We start from the raw sequence: 26,684 nt of genomic DNA, 5'->3' as shown, positions 1-26,684 counted from the left end.
TCCCGATGAACGAGGCGGCGCTTCTATTGAAGCAATCCAACCTCGTCAACCAACTCTTTTCAGAAACTTCCAGAAGAACCAAAGCCCTTCCGAAGGCAACAAAAGCAGCCCGCCCCGAAGGCCCTAAGGCCGTCGGCAATCCAGCTGCCCGAGTCGATTGAGGCCGCGGAACTTAGCGATCCAACGCTCGAAATGCAAGTCGAAACCTTCATTTCCGAGCGGCGAAGCGTGTCCCCCGCGGCGAGGTGCGGCTTCTAGACAGCCCCCTGCCCGGCCGCAACCCAATTTCGTCCGCTCCAGCCGGTTAGCTGTGAGCGGATCTGTGCATGGAATCCTCAAGCCGCTCCCCAGCCCAACCAAGCGGAACCGCTTGCACACCCGGGCGCGCTGCCTCCATAGAGCGCTCTATAAGGAGAGACGCCGCCGATGTTGTCCCAGAAAGCCCGCTACGCCCTGCGCGCCATGGTCGAACTGGCCCGCGCGGAAGAGCAGGTCACGGCCGGCGAACTGGCCCTGCGCGCCGACGCCCCCCGCAAGTTCCTCGAAGCCATCCTGCTGGGCCTGGCCCGCCATAAGCTGGTGACCAGCCGGCGCGGCAAGTTCGGCGGCTATCTGCTGGCCCGGCCGGCCGAGGAGATCAGCTTCGCCGAGATCATCCGCCTGGTCGACGGCCCCCTGGCGCTGGCCCCCTGCGTCAGCCGCACGGCCTTCCGCCGCTGCGAGGACTGCAGCGACCTGGCGACCTGCGCCCTGCGCGAGGCCCTGCTGCGGGCCCGCGACGCCACGGCCGCCGTGCTCGAGGGCTACAGCCTGGCCGACGCCGTCACCGGCCAGGGCGCCGAACTGATCGGCTGATCCCTCTCTATAGAGCGTAATAGAGAGGGCCATTGGAGCGGACATGAGAAAGGCCCGCCCTCGACGAGGACGAGCCCTATCCGGCGCTCTCTTATAGAGAGCGCGCGCCATACCCTCGGAGTCGCCGCCGTCAGCCGGCGGCGATATAGGCCTTCAGCCCGTCAGCCTCGGCCTGGGTTTCCTGGATCTTGTACTTCACCAGGTCGCCGATCGAGATGATCCCGACCAGGCGCCCGCCCCTGGCCACCGGCAGGTGGCGGATCCGGCGGTCGGTCATCTTGGACAGCAGGTCGTCGACGCTCTCGTCGGGCTGGGCGAAGATGACGTCGCGGGTCATGCAGGCCGAGATCGGCTTGGACAGCGCGCTGGCGCCCTCCTTGGCGATCTGCCGCACGATGTCGCGCTCGGATAATATGCCGGCGATGGACTCGTCGGCTTCGAGCACCACCATCGCGCCCACCTTGCGGCTGTGCAGCAGCGCCGCGGCCGCGCCGACGGTTTCCTGGGGCGAAGCGGTGAACACAAGGTCGCCCTTGGTCTTCAGGATCTGAGACACCAACAAAACGCAATCCTCCCTGATCGCACTTGCATAACGAGGGTCCCTCAAACCCGCGCCGGGATCAATGGCGGAAGACGCTTCGATGACAGGCGGCCGTCGCCAAGGGATCGCCCAAGCCGGCGGCCTCGCCGCGTTTAACCAATTCTGGATACCTTAGCGCCTATGGTGACGTGTCCGGTTTTGGCACGGGGGTTGCTTGCAAGCCCCGGACAGACAGTCGCGGAGCCCGTCATGGCCTCAAAGAAGAACAACAAGCCCCAGGTTCGGGCCCTCGGCGCGGTCGCCGCCGTCGCCGGCGTGCTGATTTCCGGCGCCGCCATGGCCCAGACCATGAACAGCAATTCCGCCTCGTTCAACGCCGGCTATGGCCGCGTCGCCGGCCAGGAGAACCATGTCGTCGACTATTCGACCCGCGACGCCAACGGCAACCGCGTCATCGTCGACGGCGTCATGCTGACCGGCAGCGACCAGAGCGTCTATTCCAGCCGCAGCTCGTCGGGCTCGCTCGACAGCTATTCGGGCGTGGGCAGCCTGGGCGGCTTCTCCGGCTCGACCGCGATCGGCAACAACCTGACGGTCATCACCCAAGGCAACAACAACACGGTGATCGTCAACTCCAACCAGGTCAACAACGGCAATGTCAGCGCCGGCGCATCGACCAACGGCGGTGTCTCCAATGGGAACTAAGCGCGTCATCCTGATGGTCGCGGCGGCCTGTACGGCGCTCAGCGCCTGCGGCGGCGGCGTGCCCAAGCGCCTGGACGCGGGCAACTACGCCCGCCCGATCGGCACGGCGCCGGTCACGGCCAATCCCACTCCCTATTCGACCGCGCTGAACTGCCTGGCCAGCTACGCCCGTCAGAACCGCGTCGCCGCCCCGCGCATCGCCGTGGGCCGCATCGCCGACTACACCGGCAAGGAAGAGTCCGACGGTTCGGGCCGCAAGGTCACGCAAGGCGCCTCGCTGATGGCGATGACCGCCTTCGCCAAGGCCGGCATGCCGATGGTCGAGCGCTTCGACACCTCGGTCTCCGAGCTCGAGCTGAAGTACGCCAACAACAAGCTGATCTCCGACCGCCCGGCCCCGACGCCGGACGCCCCGGCCGACTATCGCAAGATCGTCGCCGGCCAGGTCGCCGGCTCGGACTTCTATCTCGTCGGCGGCGTCACCGAGCTGAACTACAACATCCATTCGGCGGGCGCCGACCTCTATGGCGGCGACATCGACACCGACGGGCTGAAGGCCAACTTCAAGCGCCGCCTGTTCGTGATGAACATCGCCATGGACCTGCGCCTGATCAACAGCCGCACCCTGGTGGTGGAGGACGTCATCTCCTACCAGAAGCAGGTGATCGGCCGCGAAGTCAGCGTCGGCATCTTCGCCTTCGCCAACAACAACCTGTTCGACCTGTCGGGCGGCAAGGGCGCGCTGGAGCCGGTGCAACTGGCCGTGCGCTCGCTGATCGAGCGTTCGGTCGTCGAGATGAGCGCCAACCTCTACGGCATGCCGGGTCCGCAAAGCTGCCTGCAGTCCGACCCCTTCGGGGCCGACACCGTCGGCGTCACGGGCGCCTTCACGCCCGCCTACAACAACCTGGGAAGCAACAATGCGCAGACCCGCGAAGATCCGTCTCGCTGGAACGATCGCAGCGATCCCTCTGTGCGTCGCGGCCGCTACTAGCGCCTTCGCCCAGGGCCAGGTTCTCAACGACCAGCTGAACCTGGGCGAAATCTTCACCGAGCAGAGCCTGAACGTCGTCACCGTTCAGGAAGGCGTGGCCGCGTCCACCTCGGCGACCGGCAACAGCGTCGGCATCGCCGGTTCGCGCGTGGACGTCGACGCCACCTCCAACCAGGTGAACCAGGGCTCGGTCTACGGCCGCACCGTGGTCAACGCCTCCGGCTCGCTGGGCGACTCCAGCGTGGTGGCGACCCAGGCGGCCGGCAATTTCGGCAATGCCGGGGCGGAAGAAGCGACCTACCGCGGCTTCATGGTGCAGACCAACAGCGGCGCGGTCACCGCCCGCGGCCAGATCGAGGGCGAGACCGCCCAGGCCGGCGACATCGTCATGGACACCCAGGCCAGCGGCAACAGCCAGGGCCTGTGGCTGCAGAACGGCTCGGCCGGGGCGCGGATCAGCCAGGCCAACTCCGGCGACGTGATGGCCGACGGCGGCGCGATCGTGCAGTACGTCAGCGGAACCTCCAGCCTCGCCGGCACGGCGGCGGGCAACCACATCGACATCGACGGCGCCAACCAGTCGGCCGCCCGCGTCATCACCGACCAGGGCAACACCGCAAGCCTCGTCCAGGCCAGCAAGTTCGCCGCCTACGGCAATGCCTACCTGACCGACACCTCGACCACGGCGGCGGGCAACAACCTCAACGCCACCAATGTCGGCCCGCTGCTCGACGTGGCCAACCACCAGTATAACACCGCCTATGTGCGCTCGCAGGCCGAGACCACGTCGTACCAGTTTGGCGCGGCAGGCAGCAGCGCCTATGGCGTGGGCAACGCGGCGGTCGTCAGCAACACCGGCGCGGCCCTCGTGCTCGACAACGTCCAGACCAACGACGGCGGCGGGGTCGAGGTGATCGCCAGCGCCGAGGGCCACGACGGCTACGATATCGGCGCCCGCGCCAGCGCGGCCGGCAACTCGGTCGGCGGCTATGTCTGCGGGACGTGCGGCGGCTCGATGACCACCAACAACACACAGACCAACAACGCCGACGTCTCCTCGCGCGCCACCACCACGGTCACCGGCTCGGCCCGCTCGGTGACCAGCACCGCCCGCGCCGTCGGCAACGACGCGGCGTTCTATGTGAGATCGAACTAGGGGCGGGACCCTTCCCTTCTGGGGGAGGTGGCCCGGAGGGCCGGAGGGGGAAGTTCCTGTCAGGGCCAGGACATCCCCAACGCCGACAGTCCCTTCCCCCTCAGTCGCTCCTCGACAGCTCCCCCTTCAGGGGGAGCATCTGGCCCTACCGCCCGTACACAGCGTCCCGCAGCTCGCGCGTCACCTGGCCGTTCATGCCTTCGAAGGCGGTGTTGGTCAGCAGCACGACGGTGAGCCTGGCCTGCGGATCGACGAACCAGTTGTGGCCGTAGACCCCGCCCCAGGCCAGGGTCCCGGCGCCCTGAGGGGTCTTGGCGATCGCCGGATCGTCGAGAACGGCCCAGCCGTAGCCGAAGCCCCAGCCTGGCCCTTGGGTCGCGGCCTTGATCCCGGCCTGGTCGGTGGTCATCGCCTTGACGCTAGCGGCCGAAAGCACGCCGCCGCCGCCGGTGCGCACCGCTTCCAGCAGGGCCAGCACGTCGCTCGCCGTGCCGACCATGCCCGCCCCGCCCGAGGGAAAGGCCGTCGGGTCGACGGCGCGGCTGGGGGCCATGCGCACGGCGGTGGCGCCCAGCGAAACGTCCTGGTTGTCGGCGATCCGCGTCGGGGCCGGGCTGGCGTTGGCGTAGGGCGTGGCCAAGCGGGCGGGGTTGGTCGCCTGGAAGCCGGCGTCCTTCAGCCCCAGCGGACCGGTGACGGTGCGCGCCACCACCTGCGGCAGCGGATGGCCATCGGCCTTTTCCGCCACCAGGCCCAGCACGTCGATGGCCAGCGAGTAGCGCCAGGCCGAGCCCGGCGCGAAGGCCAGCGGCCCCTTGCCGATGCGGGCGACGTCCTCGTCCAGCGTCAGGCCCGAGATGTCCAGGCCGTCCGAGACGCCCAGCCGGTGGTAGGGGTGATCGCTCTTTTCCGCGAGGCCATAGGTCAGGCCCGCAGTGTGGCTGAGCAGTTGGCCCAGGGTGATCACGGGGGTCGAGCCGTCGGCCAGGGCCGGCTTGAAGTCGGGCAGCCATTTGGTCACCGGATCGGCCAGAGACAGCTTGCCCTCCTCGGCCAGCCGCATGATCGCCACGCTGACGAAAGGCTTGGTCACCGAGGCCAGGCGGAAGACCGCATCCTCGCGCATCGGCGCCTTGGCCTCGCGGTCGGCCAGGCCCGCGGCCCGGTGGTAGACCAGCTTGCCGTCGCGGGCGACCAGCACCACCGCGCCCACCAGCCGCTGGTCGGCGATCGCCCGGTCGACCACCGCGTCGATGCGGGCCGACAGCGCAGCATCGGGGGCCGGGACGAGCGCGGCAGGCGCCGCATGGGCGTGGTGGTCGGCATGGGGATGGCCCTGCGCCGACGCCGGCGCGCCGGCCAGCGCGGTCCAGATCAGGACGGGGGCCGCAACGCCCGCAAGCCAAAGACGCATATCCGCACTCCCTCGCCGCCGAACGACCTTCGGCCTTTAAGGGAGTGGGCGGCCGGCAGGCCTTGCGCAAGGCGGGCGGGCGAGTTTCCCACAGGCAGACGCGCCCATGTTTCAGTTCTGAGGCGCCCGACGCCGACTTCGCCGCCGGGCCGCCTTGCTTGCGCCACGCGCGAAGGCTTAGCTGCCGCCCCGACACTTCCGGTAATCGAACGGTCTCCATGATCTCTGTCTCGCGCCTGGCGCTCGTCGTTTCCGCCGGCCTGGCGCTCACCGCCTGCTCCACCCTGCCCTCGGTCCTTCCCGGTTCGGGCAAGAAGGACGCCGCTCCGACCGGCACGGCCGGCGCCCCGGCCGCGCCCAAGGCGCCCGCCGCGCCGGTCAAGACCTCGGGTCCGCAGTTCTCCGACCTCAAGCCCGGCCAATGGCCGCAGGAGATCTCGGACGTCGCGGTCGACCCGGCCATCCGCTTCGGCGTGCTGCCAAACGGCATGCGCTACGCGATCCGCAAGAACGCCACCCCGCCCGGCCAGGCGGCCCTGCGCCTGTGGTTCGACGCCGGCTCGCTGATGGAGGCCGACGACCAGCAGGGCCTGGCCCACTTCCTCGAGCACATGGCCTTCAACGGCAGCAAGAACGTGCCCGAAGGCGAGATGATCAAGATCCTCGAGCGCCGGGGCCTGGCCTTCGGGGCCGACACCAACGCCTCGACCAGCTTCGACGAGACCGTCTACACCCTCGACCTGCCCAAGACCGACGATCCTACGGTCGACGACGCCATGATGCTGCTGCGCGAAGCGGCCGGCGAGCTGACCATCGACCCGGCCGCCGTCGACCGCGAGCGCGGCGTGGTGCTGTCGGAAGAGCGCACCCGCGACAGCCCCGGCTACCGCGTCTTCAAGCAGGGCTTCGCCTTCAACCTGGAAGGCCAGTGCCCCCCCTCGCGCCTGCCGATCGGCACGACCGACGTCATCTCCACCGCCCCGGCCCAGCGCATCCGCGACTTCTACCAGGCCTGGTACCGGCCCGAGAACGCGGTGTTCGTGGCCGTCGGCGACTTCGACGTCGACGCCATGGAGGCCAAGATCAAGGCCCGCTTCGGCGACTGGAAGGGCCAGGGCGAACCGGGCAAGCGTCCCGACCTGGGCGACATCGCCCAGCGCGGCCTGACCGCCAAGGTCATCGTCGAGCCAGGATCGGGCGAGTCCGTCCAGATCGGCTGGGTGCAGTCGCCCGACCTGCGCATCGAGAGCAGGGCGTCGGACCGCGAGTACATGCTGGAATCGCTGGGCATGGCGGTGCTGAACCGTCGCCTGCGCGCCCTGACGCGCAGCGCCGAGCCGCCGTTCATCTCGGCCGGCGCCCTGCGCAACGACCAGTACCACGCCGCCCAGATCAACGGCCTGTTCGCCCAGGTGAAGCCGGGCGGCTGGAAGAGCGCCCTGCAGGTTCTCGACCAGGAGCAGCGCCGGCTGATGCAGTTCGGCGTGCGCCAGGACGAACTGGACCGCGAGATCGCCGCCATGCGCGCCAGCTATGTGGCCGCCGCCGCCGGCGAGGCCACCCAGCGCACGCCCACGCTCGCCGGCCAGATCGTCGGCACGCTGGGCGACCGCGAGGTGGTCACCAGCCCCTCGCAGAACCTGGCCGCCTTCGAGGCCATCACCAAGGATCTGAAGGCCGAGACAGTCTCGGCGGCGGTCAAGTCGCTGTTCGCCGGCCAGGGCCCGCTGATCGTGCTGCCGACGCCGACCGCCATCGACGGCGGCGAGGCCACGGTGACCGCCGCCTACCAGGAGTCCGGCAAGACCCCCGTCACCCCGCCGGCCGCGCCCGCGACCACCAACTGGCCCTATGCGGTGTTCGGCCCGACCGGCAAGGTGGTCGAGCAGAAGGACGTCACCGATCTGGACACCGTCTTCGTGCGCTTCGAGAACGGCGTGCGCCTGACGGTCAAGCCGACCAAGTTCCGCGACGACCAGATCCTGGTGAAGGCCCGCATCGGCAACGGCCTGCTCGATCTTTCGAAGACCGGCCAAAGCCCGCTGTGGTCGGCCTCGTCGATGATCGAGGGCGGCCTCAAGCAGATCACCGCCCAGGACATGGAGCAGGTGCTGACCGGCAAGGTCTGGAACGCCGGCCTCGGCGTCGAGGACGACGCCTTCGTGCTGACGGGCCGCACCCGTCCCGAGGACCTGGCCACCGAGCTGCAGGTGCTGACCGCCTATGCGTCAGACGCCGGCTGGCGGCCCGAGGCCTTCAACCGGGTGAAGACCTATTACGGCACGATCCACGACCAGCTGGAGCGCACCAGCGGCGGCGTGGTCGGCCGCGACCTGTCGTCCCTGATGCACCCGGGCGACGAACGCTTCGCCTTCCCGGACCGCAAGGAGATCGCCGACGGCTCGATCGACCAGCTGAAGGCCGCCGTCGGCGGTCCGCTGTCGACCGGCCAGATCGAGATCGTGGTCGTGGGCGACACCACGGTGGACAAGGCCATCGCCGCGGTGGGCGAGACCTTCGGCGCCCTGCCCGTCCGCACCGGCGTCCCCGCCCCGGCCGATGCGGCCAGGATCGCCTTCCCCGCCCCGTCCAAGGTTCCGGTGGTGCGCACCCATAAGGGCCGCGCCGACCAGGGCCTGCTGTTCATGGCCTGGAAGACCGACGACCTGTTCAGCGACCTGCAGCGCTCGCGCAACACCCAGGTCCTGGCCTCGGTGATGCAACTGCGCCTGACCGACGAACTGCGCGAGAAGCAGGGCGCGACCTACTCGCCCTCGGTCTCGGCCACCCACAACGCCACCTTCCCCGGCTGGGGCTATATCGGCCTGTCGGTCGAGGTCCCGCCGGACAGGATCGACCAGGTCGTCGCCAGCGTCCGCCAGATCGCCGCCGACCTGCGCGACAAGCCGGTCACCGCCGACGAGCTGGAACGCGCCAAGCTGCCGCGCATCGACCAGCTGGAAAAGGCGCGCGAAACCAACGAGTACTGGCTGGGCGCGCTCTCGGGCGCCCAGACCGACCCGCGCCTGCTCGACGCGACCCGCTCGGTGATCGCCGGCCTGCAGCGCGTCACCGCCGCCGACGTCCAGAAGGCCGCCCGCACCTTCCTGGCCGACGACAAGAGCTGGACCTTCGAGGTGCGCCCCGAGAAGTGACCCCAAGACCCTCCCCCTCTGGGGGCGGTGGCCGGAAGGGCCGGAGGGGGCCGTTTTCAGACGCCGCCAACTTCGCTCCTCCCCCGAGAAACGGGGGAGGTGGCGCGGCGCCATCGGCGACGTGACGGAGGGGGCGACGGCCGGCACGGCGCCCAGTCTCGCCCCCTCCACCACTTCGTGGTCCCCCTCCCCCGTTTCACGGGGAGGAGAAAGAAAAAAGGCCTCCGCCCTTTCGGACGGAGGCCTTTGTCGTTCTGCGGGACTTGAGCCGTCCTAGTAGACCACCCCGCCGACGCCGCCATCAAGGCTGAGGCTCATGCTGGAGCTCGACTCCCGCACGGTCTCCTCGCGATAGGCGGTGTAGGTCTCGGTGGTCATGATCGACAGGATCTTCACCCCGGCGCCGTAACGGCGCAGCAGCGAGCGCTCGTTGCAGTCGCGGGCCGGGCGCTGCGGACGGCAGACCAGGGTCCCGCCCTCGCCGCCTTGGCCGCCGCGCACGCCGGGGACGTGATACAGAGCCTCGTTCTTGGCGCAGATGTAGGTCTGGCCGCCGGTGCTGGCGTCGATCAGGCCGGCATACTCGCCGACCACGTACTGCATGCGGCTGCCGGCGATGCAGCGATAGAGCTCGCCGTCATAGAGGTCGTCGATCTCGCGATCGGGCGTGACCTGCGAGGCCGGGTGCGGGATGTCCTTGTCGTCCAGGCAGACGGCGCGGACGACCACGCGCTTGAAGCGGGTGCGGGTGGCCTCGTAGGCCGTGCGGCGCGCGGCTTCCCCGCCGATCACGTTGAGGCCCTGGATGTAGCCGGTGGCCTGCGGCCCCGAATAGTAGCCGCCATGCGCGCCGCCGCCGTAATAGACGGTCGCTCCGGCCGAGGCGTTCGAGCCGGCGCGCACCGAGGCGCTGGCGCTCGCATTGGCGTTCACATTGACGTTCACGTTGACGTTGGTCTTGCCGCCGCCCCCCCAGTGACCGCCGCCACCGCCGCCGCAGCCGTTGTCGCAGCCGCTCGGCGGCTTGGGCGGGCGCGGGGGCGCGGGCGGAGGGGCGCAGCACGTCGGGGGCGTCGGCGTGCAGCCGCTGTTGCACTGGGCGTAGGCGACGCCGCCCACGAAAAGTCCGGCCACGGCCGCCCCGATGGCGATCCACAGCTTGGACACGGTCAGTTTCGGCGCCGTCATGGCGTCTCCCCTTCACACAGCGACGTCTTCCGGCCGGTTCTCCAGCAAGAAGCGCGCCATGGACCCCGTCGCGTCCCGACTCTGTGCCAAGACGATACGACAGGGCCCCTGGCCCGGTTCTCCTAGCAAGCCCCATGCGGTCGAAATGGACCGCGAAAGGACCCGCAAGGGGACGACGATGTTCCATCCAAGCACGGAACGGTTGATAGACTATTGGCGAAACCGGGCCGGCGACGGTCGGATGCCGGCGCGCGCCAGCATCGATCCGGGCGATTTCCTCGATCTGCTGCCCCAGGTGTTCATCCTCGGGCGCGGGAACGGGCGCTATCCCTTCCGCCTGGCCGGCGGCTTCGTCACCGACCTGCACGCCCGCGACCTGCGCGGCGAGGACCAGCTGTCGATGTGGGCGCTGTCGCACCGGCTGGAGGTGAAGTCGGCGCTGGAAGTGGCCCGCCGCCGCGGCGAGCCGGTGGTCGTCACCGCCGACATCCGCGCCCATGGCGTGGCTTCGGTGGGCATGGAGGTGCTTCTGGCCCCGATGACCGGATCCAGCGGCGAGGCCGACCGGTTCCTGGGCCTCTACCAGCCGATCGCCATGATGCAGCGCCTGATGGGCCGTCCGGCCTACGAGCTGGGCGTGCGCCGGATCCAGGCCCTGGCCCCCACCAACGCCGAGGCCCCGCGCCTGCGGCTGGCCAGCCTGGACGGCCGCCTGATCGCCTGACGCCCCAGGCTCACAAGTTTCCTCCCGTGCTCTGGCGGGAGGTTTTGCGTCGGCTTGCCGGAGACGACGCCGGAAGGACGGAGGGGCGCTCGGGAGAGCGCCGCCACGGCGGGAGCGCCCCTCCGTCCGACCCTTACAAGGCGCTATTGCGCGCCGTGACCACCCAGCCGGCGCCCTCGATGACGACCGCCTCGCCCACCGCCTTGGCCGCGAAAGCCTCGCGAACCAGCGGCATGGCCTGCGCTCGCACCGTCTCCGGCTGATCGGCCAGGGCCCTGGTCAGCGGGCCGACCTGGAAGGCCAGGTCCACCGCGTCCTCGATCGCCGCCTGGCGGGTCTCGCCTTCGCCGAAGGTGATCGGATCGTCGATGGCGGTGAAGCCGACGTCGACGAAGCCGGCCTCGGTCAGGATCCGCTCCACCCGCGCCCTGTCGCCGAACGAGAACGGCCCCGGCGCTTCGGGCGGCGGCGGCGCGGGCGAGCCGACGATCGGCGCGATCGCCCGCATCGGCAGGCGCACCCAGTCGTTCTCGCCCGCCCCGCGCCAGCAGACGAAGGCCAGGCGCCCGCCCGGCTTCAGCGCCCGCCGAATGTGGGCGAAAGCCTGGGCGGGTTCGTCGAAGAACATCACGCCGAAGCGCGAGAACAACAGATCGAACTGCGCGACCGGCAGCAGGGCGCGGCTGGCGTCGGCTACCTGGAACCGGGCGTTGGCCGCATCCCCCGCCAGCTCCCGCGCCCGGGCGACCAGCGGCTCGGACACGTCGACGCCCAGCACAGCGCCCGACGGTCCGACCAGGGCGGCGATCTCCAGGCTGCCCGCCCCAGCGCCGCAGCCGATGTCCAGCACCTGCTCGCCGACGGCCGGGGCCGCGGCCTCCACCGCCGCCTGGCCATAGGCGCCGAGCATCCGGTCGAGCCGCGCCTGATTGGCCACCCAGCGCTCGCCGGTGCGGCCGTTCCAGTCGGAGATCTGGTTCACGTTGCGCTCGGTCATGGCGGGCCCTTACTTGAGAATTGCTCTCAACAAGCAATAGCCCCTCGCCAGCCGGCTGTCGACTACCGCCCCGCCGCGTCCAGGGCCGCGACGACCTCGGGCGGCAAGGTCAGGCGCACGCCGGCCAGCAGTTCCTCCAGCTGAGCGACGCTGGTGGCGCTGGCGATCGGGGCGGTGATGGCCGGATGGGCGACGATCCAGGCCAGGGCCACCTGGGCCTGGGTCGCGCCCGTCGCCTCGGCGGCCTGATCCAGGGCGGCCAGGATGCGCAGGCCCTTCTCGTTGAGGTAATCGCGCGCGATCGTGTGCGCCCGCGCCCGGCCTTCCAGATCGGCCGGGGTTCGGTACTTGCCGGTCAGGAAGCCGGCCGCCAGGCCATAGAACGGGATAATCCCCACGCCTTCGCGCGCCGCCAGCGCCGCCAGCGGCCCCTCGACCTCGTCGCGATCGTAGAGATTGAACTTCGGCTGGATCGACTCATAGCGGACGAGCCCCTTGTCGGCCGAAGTCTTCAGCGAGGCCTCCAGTCTCTGCGGCGTGAAGTTCGAGGCGCCGATGGCCCGCACCTTGCCGGCCTTCACCAGCCGGTCGAAGGCCTCCAGCGTCTCGTCGATCGGCGTGGCCTCATCGTCCTCGTGCGACTGATAAAGATCCACATAGTCCGTCTGCAGCCGGCGCAGCGAGTCTTCCAGCGCCTCCACGATGTTGGCCGCCGACAGGCCGGGACGCTTGGGCCACTTGGCGACCTTGGTCAGGATCTTGATACGGTCGCGCTGGCCGCCCGCCGCCAGCCAGCGGCCGATCGTCGCCTCGGACTCGCCGCCCTCGTGGCCCGGAACCCAGGCCGAATAGACGTCGGCCGTGTCGATCGCGTCGAAGCCGCCGTCGACGAAGGCGTCGATCAGGCGAAACGAGGTCGCCTCGTCCGCCGTCCAGCCGAAGACGTTGCCGCCGAACACCAGCGGGGCGATCGAGAGGCCGGAGCGGCCGAGGGGACGTTGGCTCATGAAGCGGATCCTTGTTGTGCGCGGGTTCAGCACCCGCCGCCCAATCAAACTTCGAAATAAGGCCTATTGGGCTTTCGTGACGGATCTATCCGAAACGGCTGAGACTTTGCCTCGCCCCTACTCCGTAAAACCCCCGCGAAAGCGGGGGCCCAGGTGTTTTATCATCGAGCACTGCGCGTTTCGGAAAAAGCCTGGGTCCCCGCTTTCGCGGGGATTTTACGGTAAGAAAATCCCACTACGCCGCCGCGGCCTGCCCGCCGTCGAACACCGGCGCGTCCTGCGGCGCCAGGGTCGCCTTGCCGGCCAGCAGGTCGGCGGCGCGTTCGGCGATCATGATGGTGGGAGCATTGGTGTTGCCGCCGATCAGGGTGGGCATCACCGAGGCGTCGATCACCCGCAGGCCCTCGATCCCCTGGACCCGCAACTGATCGTCGACCACCGCCAGCGGATCGCCGGCGGCTCCCATCCGGCAGGTGCCGACCGGGTGGTAGATCGTCTCGGCCTTGGCGCGGATCCAGGCGTCGATCTGCTCGTCGGTTTTGACGTCGGCGCCCGGCGCGTATTCGCTGTCGCGATAGGGATCGAGCGCGGCCTGGGCGGCCACGTCGCGGCCGATCCGCACGCCCTCGCGCATGGCCCGGCGGTCCTCGTCGGCGGCCAGGTAGTTGGCCAGGATCTTCGGATCGGCGAACGGATCCGAGGATTGCAGCCCCACGAAGCCCCGGCTCTCGGGCCGCAGCTGGCAGACGTGCAGGGTGAAGCCGTCCTTCTCGACCACCACCTTGCCGTGGTCCTGCATGATCGCCAGCACGGCGTGGATCTGCAAGTCGGGTCGGTCGAGATCGGGCCGCGAGCGCAGGAAGGCGCCCGACTCCAGGAAGTTCTGACGCCCGATGCCCTTGCCCATCAGCAGGTAGGAAAGGCCCACGCCCAGCTTGTTCAGCCCCTTGTTGACCGAATAGGCGGTCTTCAGCCCCTTGGTCGTCCACGACAGGCAGACATCCAGGTGGTCCTGCAGGTTCTGGCCGACGCCGCGCGCCTCATGCACCGGCGTCACGCCGGCCGCCTTCAGGGCGTCCGGATCGCCGATGCCGGACAGCTGCAGGATCTGCGGCGACTGCACCGCGCCGGCGCTCAGCAGCACCTCGGCGTCGGCATAGGCGACCGCCTTCTCGGCTCCCTTGCCGACGACGTACTCCACCCCCACCGCCTTGCCGTTTTCGATGACGATGCGAGTGGTGCGCGCCTCGGTCAGGCAGGTCAGGTTGGGCCGCGACAGGGCCTGCGCCAGATAAGCGGCCGCCGCGCTCCAGCGCCTGCCGTCGCGGATGGTCAGGTCGTAGGGGCCAAAGCCCTCCTGCTGGTAGCCGTTGAAATCCTTGGTCACCGGATGGCCCGCCTGGCGGCCGGCCTCGATCACCGCCTTGTAGAACGGACTGTCGGACTCCCCGGCCGACACGTGCAGCGGCCCGCTGTCGCCGTGATAGTCGCAGCCCCCGCCGTGGAAGGTCTCCGAGCGCTTGAAGTAGGGCAGCACCTCGGCGTAGGACCAGCCCGAAAGGCCCATCTGCCGCCACTGGTCGTAGTCGCGCGCGTGGCCGCGGATATAGATCATGCCGTTGATCGCCGAGCTGCCGCCCAGCCCCCGGCCGCGCGGCCACCACAGCTTGCGATCGTTAAGGTGCGGCTCGGCTTCCGTCCAGAAGCCCCAGTTGCACTCGCCCTTGGCCTTGATCAGTTCGCCGACCCCGGCGGGCATCCGCACCAGCACCGAGCCGTTCTTGCCGCCGGCCTCCAGCAGTAGCACCTTCACCGCCGGATCCTGCGTCAGCCGCGCGGCCAGCACGCAACCCGCCGAACCGGCGCCGATGATGACGTAGTCGTAGCGCGAGCCCGACATGGCGTCCCTCCCACAATGTTATCGTTGTTAAGACAGAGAGTGACCCGGCCGGGCGGCGGGGGCAAGGGGCTGCGTAACAGCGTTGTCGCTGCAGACGAGCGCGCCGCAGGTACGAGGCCAGGGCGCGCCCCGCAACGGAAAACGGCCGCAGCCGGTGGGGATGCCCCGGGCTGCGGCCGTCGAAGACCGTCGATCATGTTCCGGACGATAGGGCGCGCCCCGGGTGGGACGCGCCCTTGCGTCGTCAGGAGCCGGAGGCGGCGGCGCAGTTCGCGGCGGCCTTGTCGCCCCGCGCCTGGCAGTTACCGCCGCTTCCGCCCTTGGATGCGGCGTCGTCCCGGAGGACTTCCCCCGACTCGGAGAACGCCACCGAGACCAGCGACGGCATAAGATCCAGCCCGCCCGACATCGCCCCAGAGATGGAGGCGTCGGCGGAGTCGTTGTCGATGACGCGCGACGGCGGGTTGGACGAGGGCGCCGGCGTGACCGAGAGCACCGCGTCGACGAAGGTCACCGCGTAGTTCGGGCTGGTGGCGAGGCTGCCCCGGGTGATCGCATAGTCGCCGACGACCGAGTTGGTGTCGGCCGCGGTGGCCAGGGCGCCCGACAGCGTATCGCCATTGACCAGGCCACGCCCGCCGACTGTCCAGGTCAGGGCCGGATTGGCCGCGCCATAGACCCGGCTCAGCGCGTCCGCGGTCACGATGATGGTCCGCGGCGTGATGGTCAGCGCCGAGGCGTTGCCCGCCGCCTGCACGCTGGTCAGCACATAGTTGCCGCTCGCGCTCAGGCCCGAACCGGCGATGGCGTAGGTCCCCACGCCCGAGGTCCCGGTCGCCGTGGTGGTCCAGGCGGCGGCGCCAAACAGGGTGTCGGCGCCGACCAGGCCATCGACCACGTAGCCGCCCGACAGGCCGGTGGGGGCGTCGCCATAGACGCTGCCCAGGCCGTTGGCCGTATAGGTCACGGTCAGCGCGCGCGGCGTGATGGCCAGGCCGCCGTTGGCGTAGGTGATCACGTAGTTCGACAGGCCGCTGCCCGTCGCGTTCGACAGGGCGTCGGCGTAGGTCCCGGCGAAGACGCCCCCCGCCAGGCCGGCGACCGAAGTCACCGTGTCGCCGTTGACCAGGCCGCTTGTGGTGAAGCCGTTGGTCTGGGCCGCGCCGTTGTAGACCAGCGAGCTGGTGTTGCCGGCCACGGTCAGCGCCCGGGGCGTGATCGTCAGCGCGCTGGCGTTGCCGGCCGCCTGGCTGGCGACCAGGGCGTAGTTGGCGCTGGCGCCGAGGCCCGAACCGGTGATGGCGTAGGCCCCCACGCCGGACGTGGCGGTCGCCGTGGTGGTCCAGTTGGCCGCGCCCGACAGCGTGTCGCCGCCGACCAGGCCGTCGACGACGTAGCCGCCGCCCAGGCCGGTCGGCGCCTGGCCATAGACGCTGCTGGCGGCGTTGGCGGCGTAGGTCACCGTCAGGGCCTTGGGCGTGATGACGAGGCCGCCGTTGGAGTAGGTGATCGCGTAGTTCGACAGGCCGCTGCCGGCAGCGCCCGACAGGGCGTCGGCATAGGTCCCGACATTGGTCCCGCCAGCGAGGCCCGCGACCGAGGTCACGGTGTCGCCATTGATCAGGCCGCTGGTGGTGAAGCCGTTGACCTGGGCCGCGCCGTTGTAGACCAGCGAACCGGTGTTGCCGGTCACCGTCAGCGCGCGGGGCGTGATGGTCAGGGCGGCGGCGTTGCCGGCCGCCTGGCTGGCGACCAGCGTGTAGTTCGAGCCGACGCCGAGCCCCGAACCGGTGATGGCGTAGCCGCCGACGCCCGAGGTGGTGGTCGCCGCGGTCGTCCAGCTGGCCGAGCCCGACAGCGTGTCGCCGCCGATCAGGCCGCTGGCGAGGTAGCCGCCGCTCAGACCGGTCGCCGCCTGGCCGTAGGTGCTGCTGGCGGCGTTGGCCGTATAGGTCACCGTCACCGCCTTGGGCGTGATGACCAGACCGCCGTTGACATAGGTGATGGCGTAGTTCGACAGGCCGCTGCCGACGGCGCCCGACAGGACGTCGGCATAGCTGCCGACATTGGTCCCGCTGGCCAGGCCGGTGACCGAGGTCACGGTGTCCGAACCGATCAGGCCGCTGGTGGTGAAGCCGTTGGCCTGGGCCGAACCATTGTAGATCAACGAGCCGACGCCGCCGCTGATGGTCAGGGCCTTGGGCATGATGGCCAGGCCGCCATTGACGTAGGTGATGGCGTAGTTCGACAGGCCAAGGCCGGTCGCGCCCGACAGGTTGTCGGCATAGGTCCCGACATTGGTCCCGCGGCCCAGGCCGTCGACCGAGGCGACCATGTCGGGGCCGACCAGGCCAGTGGCGGTGAAGCCGTTGGTCTGGAGGGCGCCGTTATAGGCGTTCGAGCCGCTGTCGCCGGTGATGGTCAGGGCCTTGGGCGTGATGCTCAGGCCGCCGTTGACGTAGGTGATGGCGTAGTTCGACAGGCCGCTGCCGGTGGCGGCCGACAGGCTGTCGGCATAGCTGCCGACATTGGTCCCGCCGCCCAGGCCCGCGACCGAGGTCACGGTGTCGGAACCGACCAGGCCGCTGGTGGTGAAGCCGTTGGTCTGGGCGCCGCCGCTGTAGATCGACGAGCCGGTGTTGCCGGTCACGGTCAAGGCCTTGGGCGTGATGGCCAGGCTGCCGTTGACATAGGTGATGTTGTAGTTCGACAGGCCGCTGCCGATCGCGCCCGACAGGTTGTCGGCATAGGCCCCGACATTGGTCGCCGTGGCCACGCCGGCGACCGAGGTCACCGTATCGCGACCGACCAGGCCGTTGACGACCAGGGCGTGGGTCTTTTCCAAGCCGTTGTAGACGCTGCTCACATTGGCGCCGGTGATGGTCAGGGCCTTGGGGTTGATCGTCAGGCTGCCGTTCACATAGGTGATGTTGTAGTTCGACAGGCCGTTGCCGGTGGCGCCCGACAGGTTGTCCAGATAGGTCCCGACGTTCGTGCCGATGGCGCCGCCGACGAGGCTGGTGATGTAGTCACCGGAGACCAGACCGTTGACGACATAGCCGTTGCCGAACGCCGAACCGGAATAGGTCAGCGTGCTGGTTCCGCCGCTGATGGTCAGGGCCTTGGGCGTGATGGTCAGCGTGCCCGTCGCGGTGACGACCAGATCATAGCCCTGCTGGGTCGAATAGGCGCCGGTGACGTACGAGCCCACGTCGCGACCGCGGCCGCCGCCCAGGATCAGGCTGGTGTCGACCCCGTTCGGCGCCGTGACCGTCGCGCTGACCAGCTGCCGGACGCCATTGTAGACCGAGGTGGCGTCGCCGACGCTGACCGCCACGGTTCCCGGCTTCAGGAAGGCCTTCAGCATCGGGGTGGTGAAGCCCTCGTACATCCGCCAGGTCAGGGCCTGACCACCGGTCAGGTCGATATCGCTGGTCGCGCCCGTGGCCAGCATCGACCAGGCCGAGGCGTTGTAGATGTAGTCGGCCGCGTTCCATTGCGCCGCGTCGGAGGTGACCGAGGCCAGGCTGGTCAAAGTCGCGCCGGTGTTGGAGCCCACGCCCAAGGCCTGACCGCTGGCGTAGCGGTCCCAGTACGACGCCTCGATGGTTCCGGCCGAGGCCACGGCGATCAGGCCGCCGCTCGTGCCGGCGGCGCCGCTCGCGCCGTACGCCGTGACCATCGTCACGCCGCTCCACGTCATGTAGCTGCCGCCGCCGCCGCCGCCGGCGGACACCCGGCCCGTTGAATAGCTTTGCGCAATGTCGGCGCTCGCCAGGCCGGCCAGCCCCCCGGCCGTGCCGCCCACGCCGCCGTTGCCGCCGACGCCGCCCGTAACGCCGGAAGCGTTGCCGCCGCCGCCGCCGTTGGCTGAGGCCGCGCCCGTCGCATAGCTTTGGGCGATCGCGCCGCTGGCGTCGCCGACGAGCCCGCCCGCCACGCCGCCGCGGCCGCCGTTGCCGCCACTGAACATCGTTGCGCTCGCGCCGCCGCCGCCGTTGGCGGACGCCGCGCCGGTGGCGTAGCTCAGGCCGATTGTGCTGCGGCTCTTACCAACGAGCCCGCCCGCCGTCCCGCCGGAGCCGCCCGCGCCGCTGGATGATGCACCCATGCCACCACCGCCGCCGTTGGCCGTGACCGCCCCCGTGGAGTAGCTCCTCGTGATCGCGCCGTCGCTCTCGGCGACCAGGCCGCCGGCCACGCCGCCCGTGCCCCCGTTGTTGCCGTCGCCAGCGCCGCCGCCGCCGCCGTTGGCCGAGACCACGCCCGTGGCGTAGCTCGCCGTGATCGTGCCGCTGGAAAGCCCGACGAGCCCCCCTGCTTTGCCGCCGACCCCGGAGGTGCGGCCGCTGCCGCCGTTGGCCGAGACCACGCCCGTCGCATGGCTCCCCGTGAGCGCGCCGCTGCTTTCGGCGACTAGGCCGCCGGCCACGCCGCCCGCGCCGCCACTACCGGCTGTGCCGGTGCTGGTGCCGCCGTTGGCCGCGACAGCGCCCGTGGCGTAGCTGTCCGAGATCCCGCCGTAGGACTGGCCGGCGAGGCCGCCCGCCTTGCCGCCCGCGCCGCCAAAGGTGGCGGCGTCGCGACCGCTGGCCGAGACCGTGGCGGAGGAATGGCTTCCCGTGATCGTACCGTAGGACTTGCCGACGAGGCCGCCGGCCACGCCGCCTGCGCCGCCAGTGAAGGGGTCGGAGGTAGGTCCGCCGTTGGCGGATACCGAGCCTGTGGAATAGCTTTGGGTGACCGCGCCGTACGAAACGCCGGCCAGGGCCCCCGCCGTACCGCCGACGCCGGCGCCAGTGCTCGCCTCGCCATTGACCGCGACGCTGGCGTTGACGAGGCCGACATTACCGATGGAGGCGCTGGCGGCGGCATAGCCGAACAGGCCGCCATAGGCTGACGACGTGCGATTGACGGTCAGGTTGCTGACCGTGTGGCCCAGGCCCAGGAAGCGTCCGGTGAAGCCCTGACCACCGCCGGTGGCGCTGGTCGCGCCGAGCGGATCGAAGCCCCGGCCGCTGTTCCAGCCGCTGGTGGCGCTGGCGTCGATATTGGCTCCGAGTGCGTAGAAGCCGCCCAGGGCGCCGTTGATACCCTGCAGGTCCAGGCCCGTGGTCGAGCCGGCTGCGCCCAGGGCGGTGATGATCGTGTAGGCCTGGCCGTTCACGGCGAAGCTGTTGTTGCCGCCCGTGAAGTCGATCCGGCCGCCAAAGCCGCTGCTGGTCAGGCCGAAGTCGAGACCGGCGCCGGCGAGCGGCGTGGCCGCCAGGACCCCCTTTGTGTCGCCGTAGTTCAGGGCGAGGCCCGCGCTGCCCGAGGCGGTCAGCACGGCGTTGACCTTGATGCTGTTGGCCGCGTTCAGCGTCAGGGTGTTGGCGCCCCAGCTGATCGCCGAATTGACGATGATGTCGCCCGCGCCTTCGCTGGCCACGCCCGGTCCGGACGGCGCGCCGCTGAGATAGGTCTCGAGCGTGACGTTGGTGGTGGCCAGGTTCGACTGGATGGTCGAGGCCGCGGCGGCGTCGATGGTCAGGTCGGTGGGATCGACCAGCCAGGTCCCCGTCGCGCCGCTTGCCGCCCGGGTGTCGACGCGCAGGCCGGTGAAGTCGACATGGTTGCCCGAGGTCTCGATGAAGCCGCCCTTGCCGGCGGCGCCCGTGGCGCGGGCCGACAGCTCGCCGTTGGCGCGGGTGTTATTGCCCATCACCAGGATCGAGCCGGCGTCGCCGGCGTCGGAATCGACGCTGATCTTGCCGCCCAGCACGATGTCGCCGTTGCGGCCGGAGACGCTGCTGCTGCTCAGGCCGTCCAGATTGACGGTGTTGCGCGTCGCCTCGTAGCCCGACTGGGCCGAGACCAGCGCGCTGGAGCCGTCCGCCGCCAGGGCCGACTGCTCGGGCAGGGCCACCTGCAGGAAGCCGCCGCCGTTGAGGTCGAGCGTGGCGTGGGTGACCGCCCCGATCACCACCTTGCCCGCCGGGGCCATGATCAGGCCGCTGCTGGAGACGCTGCCGCCCAGCAGGCCGACGACGCCGCCAGCGCCGACGGTGATCGACCCGCGGTGGTCGATGGTCCCGCCCGTACCGGTGAAGCGACCGGCGCCGGCCATGAACTCGTCGTTGGAGATGTCCAGCGTCGAGGCCACGAAGCCGCGGCCGGCGTTGACCACGCCGGTCTGGGTGATCTGGATGCCGTTGGGATTGATCAGATAGACGCTGCCGTTGGCGGTGATCTGGCCTGCGATGGTCGAGCCCGTCGTGCCGGTCACGCGGTTGAGGGTCGCGCCGTCGGCGTTGGGCGTCACGAAGGTCAGGCTGTTACCCTGGCCGACGTTGAAGCTGGCCCAATCGATCACGGCCTTCTGGCTGGTCTGGGTGATGGTCTGGGCGCCGCCCGACTGGCCGCCGATGGCAGCCGAGCCGGCGACCACCGAGCCGCCGGTGGGCAGGGCGTCCCGCGCCGCCGCCTGGGTGGCCATCGCGGCCAGGGTCAGGGTCAGGCTGGTCGTGGCGATCAGGCGAAGCTTGTTGGCGATAAGCATGGTCAGGCTCCCCCTCAGAACGCGACGTTGACGCTGGCCGTGAGGCGCGTCTGGTTTTTGGCGAACAGGTTGCTGTTGGCGTGCGCCAGTTCGGCGCTGAGATTGATGCGCTCGGCCAGCGTGGTGCGCGCGCCGGTGCCCACCGACCAGCCGTCGGGCCGCGGCTTCTCGACGACGGTCGGCCTTTCCAGCCAACCACGGCCGGCCGCTGCGAACAGGTAGGGACGCGCCACGACCTGTCCGCCGATCGGAGCCAGCGCGGCCAGTTCGAAGCGGCCGGTCAGGCCGCTGTCGACATTGATCGAGCCGGCGTCGAAGCCGGAGACGCCCTCCCCGCCGTCCAGCGAGAACTGCATGGCGCTAGGCAGAGCGCCGCCGAAGCCGGTCTGGCCGCGCAGCACCAGCCGTGCGGAGAACGGACCGCCCAGGGTCCGGTCGATGCTGGCGGTGGCCGAAAGCTTCGTGAAGTCGGGCTTGGAGCCCTGGCGCGACAGCGGCGTTCCCGAGATCCGGGCGTCGGCCGGGGTGCGCGCTCCAAAGCCCGAAATGCCCTGGTTGAAGTCGATGCGCGACGAGACGGTGGTCGCCGCGCCGATCGCCTTGCCGCCTTCGAGGCCGAGCGTGAAGCTGCGCAGGACGTCCTTGCTGAGGTCGACGCCGAAGCCGCGGGCGGTCTGGCTTTCGTTGGTCCACTCGAACCCGCCCGACACCGACAGCATCTCGCGCCGGCTCAGGATTAGCGGATAGGACAGCTTGGCCACGACGCGGTCGAACTGGCCCTGCACCGGCAGCACGCCGCGCGGCGTGATCGGATTGGTGTCGGCGTGCAGATACTCGAGCTGGGCCGTCGCCCCGTCGAAGCCCAGGGGCGCGATCAGGCCGACGCCGGCGATGCGGCGGTGGGGGTGTCCGCCCGTAAGGGCCAGGTCGGTGGCCGAGGCGCCGAAGGCGTAGACCTGCTCGCCTGCGCCGAACACCGAGTTGGCCGTCAGCCGCGCCTCGAGGTTCCAGTCGTCATAGGCGCTCGACAGGGTGTTGTCGGCCCCAAGACCGCCAGCGACGGCGTCATGCTCGACCTGCAGCACCAGCCGCGCCCCGCCGGCAAGTTCGCCGGGAACCAGGGTCGTGCGCAGGCTGACGCCCGGAACGCGCGCGGCCAGCAGCACCTGGCGCTCGATCTGCGGCAGGCTGAGGCCCGGCCTGTTGATCAGCTTGACCAGCCGGTCGCGGATAGGCCCGCGCACCTTGGCCGGCACGCGGCTGTCGTCGATGCTCTCGATGAAGCCCTCGACCACAACGATGCGCAGGGTCGCGCCGTCCTTGAGCGACTGCGGCGGCAGGGTGGCGCGGGTCAGGATGCGCCCGTCCTGGGCGTACAGCGCCTCGATCTTGGCGGCGACCTCGTAGAGCGCGGCGACGGTGACGGTGCGGCCCTCAACCGGCCGGGTCAGGGCGGCGACGGCCTGCGCGTAGTCCGGCGCGACGCCTTCGACCACCACCCGCTCGACCCGCACCGACAGGGCCTCGGCCCCGGCCGGAGCCGCCGTCAGGCGCGTGGCCGGCAGGGCGATCTCGCCCTGGGTCTCCTGGACCGTGGGAGCGATGGTTTGAGGAAGGGTCCGGCTGGGCGCGGTCTGCGCGAAGCTTGCCGAAGACCAGGTCAGAGCCAGGATCGAGCTCGACGCGACGACCAGGGCGCGCGTCGCGCCCTGCGATACTGCAAAACTCATACTACACGCCCCACCTAGTAAACTGGCGACGTGATAGTTATTTGCGGGTTTCAGACTGGTTAATTCATTTCTAGACTTTGCGCGGAACACACATATCGGCAGTATGTGCAAACGAACGCGCTCAGTGTTCACGCCGCATACTTCGCCATTCTGAACAGAATCTTACTCGCAGATTGTTTGCAAATACGGCCACCGTTTCCCAAATTGAGAAGACAGGTAATCGCCTCAGGCGTGTAATATTGTTTCGCGACCCAGCCGTCACGGATTTCGATTGGATCCGGAAGTTCAATGGCTTAGCAGGCCGAGTCCAATCGTCCCGCGAATGGCCGCCTCCTACTCCATCACCGCCGAGCCCAGGTCGGTGACGCCCGACAGCAGGCCGCCCATCATCAGGCCGATCAGGCCGCCCAGCAGCACGATCATCACCGGCCCCAGCAGCCGGGCCGCGGCCTCGATGCGGCGGACGGCGGCCTCTTCCTCCAGGCGGCCGGCGCGGCCGACCATGGTTCCCAGCGCCCCGGTGGCCTCGCCGACGGCGGCCAGGCGGGTCACGGCGCGGGGGAAGTCGGGCACGGCCTGCAAGGCCTCCGACAGCGACAGCCCCTGGCGAACCTGGCGCAGCACCGGCTCCAGCCGCCGCCGGGCCAGGTCGGAGCGCACGCCGCGCAGGGCCAGTCGCAGGGCGTCCGACATCGGCGCGCCCGCGGTCAGCATCGCTCCCAGCGACAGCGAGAAGCCGCCATAGACAAGGGCCGCGGTCGTGCCCCGCCAAGGCCCCGTCAGCACCAGGCGGTCGATGACCCCGCGCAGCAGTCCGGCCCGGCCGGCGACAGCGATGGTCGCGACCGCCCCACCGACCCCGCCGAGCAGAGCCAGGTCGTGCTCGCGCAGGAACAGGCTTGCCGCAAGCAGGCCGCGCAGCATGCCGCCGCCGCCCTCGCCGGTCTCGGCCACCAGCGGCTCCAGCGAAGGAACGACGCCTAGCAGGATGACCCCGGCCGCCAGCACGCTGCTGACGAAGACGAAGGCCGGATAGGCCAGCGCGCCGCTCAGCTGGCGGCGCAGCCGCAGGTCGGCCTCCAGCATCTCGCCGGCCCGGCGCAGCCCCTCGGGCAGGTTGCCGGCCGCCTCGCCGGCCGCCACCAGGGCGGCGACGAAGCCGTGCCTTGGCGCCAGGGTGTCGGCGAAGGCCTTGTCCAGCGGCTCGCCGGCGCTGATCCGCTCATGCAGCAGGCGGCAGGCCTGGCCCACGCGCGAGCGGTCGTCGCGCGCCGACAGCACGTTCAGGGCCGAGCGCATGTCGGCCCCCGCGCCCAGCAGGTCGGCGATGGCGACCAGGGTCTCGGCTCCCTCGCGGTCGGACAGGCCGACGCGGCCGCGCCTCTGCTCGCCGGCCTTCACCGGCTTGAGGCTCAGCGGCGACAGCCCCTGGCGGCGCAGGCGCTCGAAAGCGGCCTGGGAGTCGGCGGCGGCGACCACGCCGCGCACGCGCTTGCCGCCCTCGGCGACGGCCACATAGGCGAAGGCGGCGTCGTCAGCCATCCACCGCCCCCATCACCTCCTCCAGCGTCGTGATCCCGGCCTCGGCCTGGGCGACGCCGTCGACGGCCATGCTGGCCAGGCCTGCGTCTCGCGCCAGCCGGGCAAGCTCCGGCATCGGCGCGCGATCGGCCATGCCCCGCAGGATCGGCTCGTCGGCCAGGAACGCCTCGGCGATCGGCGAGCGGCCCCGGAAGCCGACGCCCTTGCAGGCCGGGCAGCCCTCGGGGCGGAACACGCGGACGGGCGCGCGGCCGACGGCCGAACGGGCGAAGACGATCTCGGCCTCGGTGGGAGCATCCTCGCGGCGGCAGCGCGGACACAGGCGGCGCACCAGGCGCTGGGCGACCGCGCCCCGGAAGGCCGCCGCCAGCTGGTAGGGCTCCACCCCCATGTCGAGCAGGCGCGGCGCGACCGACAGGGCGTCGTTGGCGTGCACCGAAGCCAGCACCAGGTGGCCGGTCATGGCCGCCTGGATGGCCACCGCCGCCGTCTCGGGGTCGCGGATCTCGCCCACCAGTATGACGTCGGGGTCCTGGCGCAGGAACGAGCGCAGAGCCGTGGCGAAGGTCAGGCCCAGGTGCGGCGCGACCTGGGTCTGGGAAACGTGGTCGAAATGGTACTCGACCGGGTCCTCGACGCTCAGCACCTTCTTTGGCGAGCCGACGAAGGTTTCCAGCAGGGCGTAGAGCGTGGTGGTCTTGCCGCTGCCGGTGGGGCCGGTGACCAGGAAGATGCCGTGCGGCGAGCGGCTGGCGCGGCGCAGCACGTCGGTGACCGCCCCGCCCAGGCCAAGACCCTCCAGGTCCAGCGGCACGGCGGTGCGGTCGAGGATCCGCAGCACCGCGGCCTCGCCGAACACCGTGGGGGCGGTGGCGACGCGGACGTCGATCCCCTTGCCGCCGATCACGAACGAGGTGCGGCCGTCCTGCGGCAGGCGGCGTTCGCCCAGGTTGAGGTTGGCCACCACCTTGATGCGCGACACCGCCGGGGCGGCGAGGTCGGCGGCGGCGACGCGATGGTCGATCATCCGGCCATCGACCCTCAGGCGGATGCGCAGGTCATGGCGGCGCGGCTCGAAATGGATGTCCGAGGCGCCCATGGCCACGGCTTCCTCGAACACCTCGGCCACCAGCCGCGCGCCGCCGCTTTCGGCGACATGGTCGGAGACCTGGTCGATCTCGCGCTCCAGGCGGCGCTCGTCCAGGGCCTCGGGCGCGGCGGCCTCGCCGCCGGCCCAGTCATCGAAGGCCTTGCGCCAGTCGGCGGCGCGGGCGGCCAGCACGCGCACGGGCCGGCGGGCGCCGAACACCAGGCCGGCGACGGCCTCGTCGTCCAGCGGGTCGCAGGCCGCGCACAGCAGGACGTCGCCCTCCACCGCCAGCGGCAACAGGCGGGCGCGTCTCAGGAAGTCGGCCCCCACGCCGACGGCCGACAGCTCCAGGGTCGCCGGCTGACGCTCGGGGGACCAGATCTCGCAGCGGGCGGCGGCGGCGTAGGCCCCGACCAGGTCCTCGTCCGACAGGGCGCCCAGCTGGCTCAGCACCTGCTCGACGGGCTGGCGGGTGCGCACCGCGACCAGCTCGGCCCGGCTGACGGCGGCGGCGTCGACCACGCCCCGCTCCAGCAGATCCTCCAGCAGGCGCGCGCGGCTTTCCTTGGTGAGCGCGGTCATGGCAGCAGCGCCCCCAGCCAGCCGGCCTCGACGGCCAGCCCGATGATCCAGAAGCCGGCCGCCAGGGCGGGGCCGAACGGGATGCGCCCGTCGGCGGGCCTGGCGAGGGCCACATGGGCCAGGCCCAGGAGCCCGGCCAGCGCCATGCCCCACGGCGCCGCCGCGCCCAGCCACAAGGCCAGGGCGGCGGCCAGCTTGATGTCGCCCCAGCCCAGTGCGGCCTTGCCGGCGCGGGCGAAGGCCAGCTTGAGCCCGACCAGCGCGGTCAGGATCACGACGGCGGCGACCGCGCCCTCGGCCATGGCCCAGCCGCCGCGAGCGATCGCCAGGCCGCCGGCCAGCGCCGCGACCACAAGCGTCGCCGCGTCCGGCAGGCGGCGCACGGCCAGGTCGGCCACGCCGGAGCATACCAAGGTGAGCGCCAGCAGCGCGCACACGGCCGCCGGCGTCGGCGCCAGCAGGGCGAAGGCCGCGAAGGTGGCCGCCGCCGACAGGGCGCAGGCGGCCAGCGGCGGCGTCCAGGCGCCCGACGACACCGGGCCGGCATGCGCCCAACGCAGGCC

17 protein-coding genes are annotated in these 26,684 nt (G+C 70.6%); 6 read left to right on the top strand and 11 right to left on the bottom strand.

The window, feature by feature from the left end:
- Positions 1 to 426 precede the first annotated feature (426 nt).
- On the top strand, positions 427 to 855 hold the full coding sequence (locus tag DDF67_RS02000) for an RrF2 family transcriptional regulator (protein WP_101711835.1): 429 nt from the start codon (positions 427 to 429) through the stop codon (positions 853 to 855).
- A 130-nt stretch (positions 856 to 985) separates the two neighbouring features.
- Here the strand turns inward: DDF67_RS02000 and DDF67_RS01995 are convergent, their stop codons facing one another.
- Complete coding sequence (locus DDF67_RS01995; protein WP_109099295.1) at positions 986 to 1,417, bottom strand: CBS domain-containing protein; 432 nt, start codon at positions 1,415 to 1,417, stop codon at positions 986 to 988.
- A 228-nt stretch (positions 1,418 to 1,645) separates the two neighbouring features.
- Here DDF67_RS01995 and hfaA point away from each other — a divergent pair, with 228 nt between their 5' ends.
- From hfaA to hfaD, 3 genes are read left to right on the top strand one after another with little or no spacing between them, the layout of a single operon-like run.
- A complete protein-coding gene (gene hfaA / locus DDF67_RS01990) occupies positions 1,646 to 2,101 on the top strand; it encodes a holdfast anchoring protein HfaA (protein ID WP_109099294.1) in 456 nt (151 codons plus the stop codon).
- Entirely contained in the window at positions 2,091 to 3,095 is a 1,005-nt protein-coding gene (gene hfaB / locus DDF67_RS01985) for a holdfast anchoring protein HfaB (protein ID WP_109099293.1), read from the top strand. Before hfaA ends, hfaB begins: the two co-directional genes overlap by 11 nt.
- Positions 3,022 to 4,251 (top strand): holdfast anchor protein HfaD, encoded by a 1,230-nt coding sequence (hfaD, locus tag DDF67_RS01980; protein WP_158277972.1) that lies wholly within the window; start codon positions 3,022 to 3,024, stop codon positions 4,249 to 4,251. Before hfaB ends, hfaD begins: the two co-directional genes overlap by 74 nt.
- 145 nt (positions 4,252 to 4,396) lie before the next feature.
- On the opposite strand, the gene DDF67_RS01975 is transcribed toward hfaD, so the two are convergent.
- A complete protein-coding gene (locus tag DDF67_RS01975; protein WP_109099292.1) occupies positions 4,397 to 5,665 on the bottom strand; it encodes a serine hydrolase domain-containing protein in 1,269 nt (422 codons plus the stop codon).
- A 218-nt stretch (positions 5,666 to 5,883) separates the two neighbouring features.
- Between DDF67_RS01975 and DDF67_RS01970 the strand changes: the two genes are divergently transcribed.
- Positions 5,884 to 8,820, top strand: coding sequence for a M16 family metallopeptidase (locus DDF67_RS01970; RefSeq protein ID WP_109099291.1), 2,937 nt, complete (start codon positions 5,884 to 5,886; stop codon positions 8,818 to 8,820).
- Between the two features lie 273 nt (positions 8,821 to 9,093).
- On the opposite strand, the gene DDF67_RS01965 is transcribed toward DDF67_RS01970, so the two are convergent.
- A complete protein-coding gene (locus DDF67_RS01965; protein WP_109099290.1) occupies positions 9,094 to 10,008 on the bottom strand; it encodes a hypothetical protein in 915 nt (304 codons plus the stop codon).
- A 145-nt stretch (positions 10,009 to 10,153) separates the two neighbouring features.
- Between DDF67_RS01965 and DDF67_RS01960 the strand changes: the two genes are divergently transcribed.
- Positions 10,154 to 10,732 (top strand): PAS domain-containing protein, encoded by a 579-nt coding sequence (locus tag DDF67_RS01960; RefSeq protein WP_332888310.1) that lies wholly within the window; start codon positions 10,154 to 10,156, stop codon positions 10,730 to 10,732.
- A 133-nt stretch (positions 10,733 to 10,865) separates the two neighbouring features.
- Here the strand turns inward: DDF67_RS01960 and DDF67_RS01955 are convergent, their stop codons facing one another.
- The 8 genes from DDF67_RS01955 to DDF67_RS01920 form a co-directional block, all read right to left on the bottom strand.
- Entirely contained in the window at positions 10,866 to 11,729 is an 864-nt protein-coding gene (locus DDF67_RS01955) for a class I SAM-dependent methyltransferase (RefSeq protein ID WP_109099289.1), read from the bottom strand.
- Between the two features lie 62 nt (positions 11,730 to 11,791).
- Complete coding sequence (locus DDF67_RS01950) at positions 11,792 to 12,736, bottom strand: aldo/keto reductase (RefSeq protein ID WP_109099288.1); 945 nt, start codon at positions 12,734 to 12,736, stop codon at positions 11,792 to 11,794.
- Positions 12,737 to 12,971: 235 nt separating this feature from the next.
- Positions 12,972 to 14,636: a choline dehydrogenase gene (locus tag DDF67_RS01945; RefSeq protein WP_109099287.1), complete on the bottom strand. Its 1,665-nt coding sequence runs from the start codon at positions 14,634 to 14,636 to the stop codon at positions 12,972 to 12,974.
- A 244-nt stretch (positions 14,637 to 14,880) separates the two neighbouring features.
- Positions 14,881 to 21,177: an MBG domain-containing protein gene (locus DDF67_RS01940; RefSeq protein ID WP_109099286.1), complete on the bottom strand. Its 6,297-nt coding sequence runs from the start codon at positions 21,175 to 21,177 to the stop codon at positions 14,881 to 14,883.
- Between the two features lie 14 nt (positions 21,178 to 21,191).
- Entirely contained in the window at positions 21,192 to 22,907 is a 1,716-nt protein-coding gene (locus DDF67_RS01935; protein WP_109099285.1) for a ShlB/FhaC/HecB family hemolysin secretion/activation protein, read from the bottom strand.
- A gap of 333 nt (positions 22,908 to 23,240) precedes the next feature.
- Complete coding sequence (locus DDF67_RS01930; protein ID WP_109099284.1) at positions 23,241 to 24,449, bottom strand: type II secretion system F family protein; 1,209 nt, start codon at positions 24,447 to 24,449, stop codon at positions 23,241 to 23,243.
- Complete coding sequence (locus DDF67_RS01925; RefSeq protein WP_109099283.1) at positions 24,442 to 26,121, bottom strand: GspE/PulE family protein; 1,680 nt, start codon at positions 26,119 to 26,121, stop codon at positions 24,442 to 24,444. Before DDF67_RS01925 ends, DDF67_RS01930 begins: the two co-directional genes overlap by 8 nt.
- On the bottom strand, positions 26,118 to 26,684 hold a 567-nt coding region (locus DDF67_RS01920), incomplete at its 5' end, for a prepilin peptidase (RefSeq protein WP_199229119.1). The genes DDF67_RS01925 and DDF67_RS01920, both read right to left, overlap by 4 nt.

Origin of the sequence: Caulobacter endophyticus, from assembly GCF_003116815.1 — a bacterium.
GTDB lineage: Bacteria > Pseudomonadota > Alphaproteobacteria > Caulobacterales > Caulobacteraceae > Caulobacter > Caulobacter endophyticus.
The sequence above is the reverse complement of the archived record's forward strand: the minus strand, read 5'-3'. Positions and strand labels throughout refer to the sequence as shown.

Excerpts from the sequence above, each read along its gene's own strand:
- DDF67_RS02000 (WP_101711835.1), top strand. The coding sequence starts at position 427 with ATGTTGTCCCAGAAAGCCCGCTACGCCCTGCGCGCCATGGTCGAACTG.
- hfaA (WP_109099294.1), top strand. The coding sequence starts at position 1,646 with ATGGCCTCAAAGAAGAACAACAAGCCCCAGGTTCGGGCCCTCGGCGCG.
- hfaB (WP_109099293.1), top strand. The coding sequence starts at position 2,091 with ATGGGAACTAAGCGCGTCATCCTGATGGTCGCGGCGGCCTGTACGGCG.
- hfaD (WP_158277972.1), top strand. The coding sequence starts at position 3,022 with ATGCGCAGACCCGCGAAGATCCGTCTCGCTGGAACGATCGCAGCGATC.
- DDF67_RS01975 (WP_109099292.1), bottom strand. The coding sequence starts at position 5,665 with ATGCGTCTTTGGCTTGCGGGCGTTGCGGCCCCCGTCCTGATCTGGACC.
- DDF67_RS01970 (WP_109099291.1), top strand. The coding sequence starts at position 5,884 with ATGATCTCTGTCTCGCGCCTGGCGCTCGTCGTTTCCGCCGGCCTGGCG.
- DDF67_RS01965 (WP_109099290.1), bottom strand. The coding sequence starts at position 10,008 with ATGACGGCGCCGAAACTGACCGTGTCCAAGCTGTGGATCGCCATCGGG.
- DDF67_RS01960 (WP_332888310.1), top strand. The coding sequence starts at position 10,154 with ATGGACCGCGAAAGGACCCGCAAGGGGACGACGATGTTCCATCCAAGC.
- DDF67_RS01955 (WP_109099289.1), bottom strand. The coding sequence starts at position 11,729 with ATGACCGAGCGCAACGTGAACCAGATCTCCGACTGGAACGGCCGCACC.
- DDF67_RS01950 (WP_109099288.1), bottom strand. The coding sequence starts at position 12,736 with ATGAGCCAACGTCCCCTCGGCCGCTCCGGCCTCTCGATCGCCCCGCTG.
- DDF67_RS01945 (WP_109099287.1), bottom strand. The coding sequence starts at position 14,636 with ATGTCGGGCTCGCGCTACGACTACGTCATCATCGGCGCCGGTTCGGCG.
- DDF67_RS01940 (WP_109099286.1), bottom strand. The coding sequence starts at position 21,177 with ATGCTTATCGCCAACAAGCTTCGCCTGATCGCCACGACCAGCCTGACC.
- DDF67_RS01935 (WP_109099285.1), bottom strand. The coding sequence starts at position 22,907 with ATGAGTTTTGCAGTATCGCAGGGCGCGACGCGCGCCCTGGTCGTCGCG.
- DDF67_RS01930 (WP_109099284.1), bottom strand. The coding sequence starts at position 24,449 with ATGGCTGACGACGCCGCCTTCGCCTATGTGGCCGTCGCCGAGGGCGGC.
- DDF67_RS01925 (WP_109099283.1), bottom strand. The coding sequence starts at position 26,121 with ATGACCGCGCTCACCAAGGAAAGCCGCGCGCGCCTGCTGGAGGATCTG.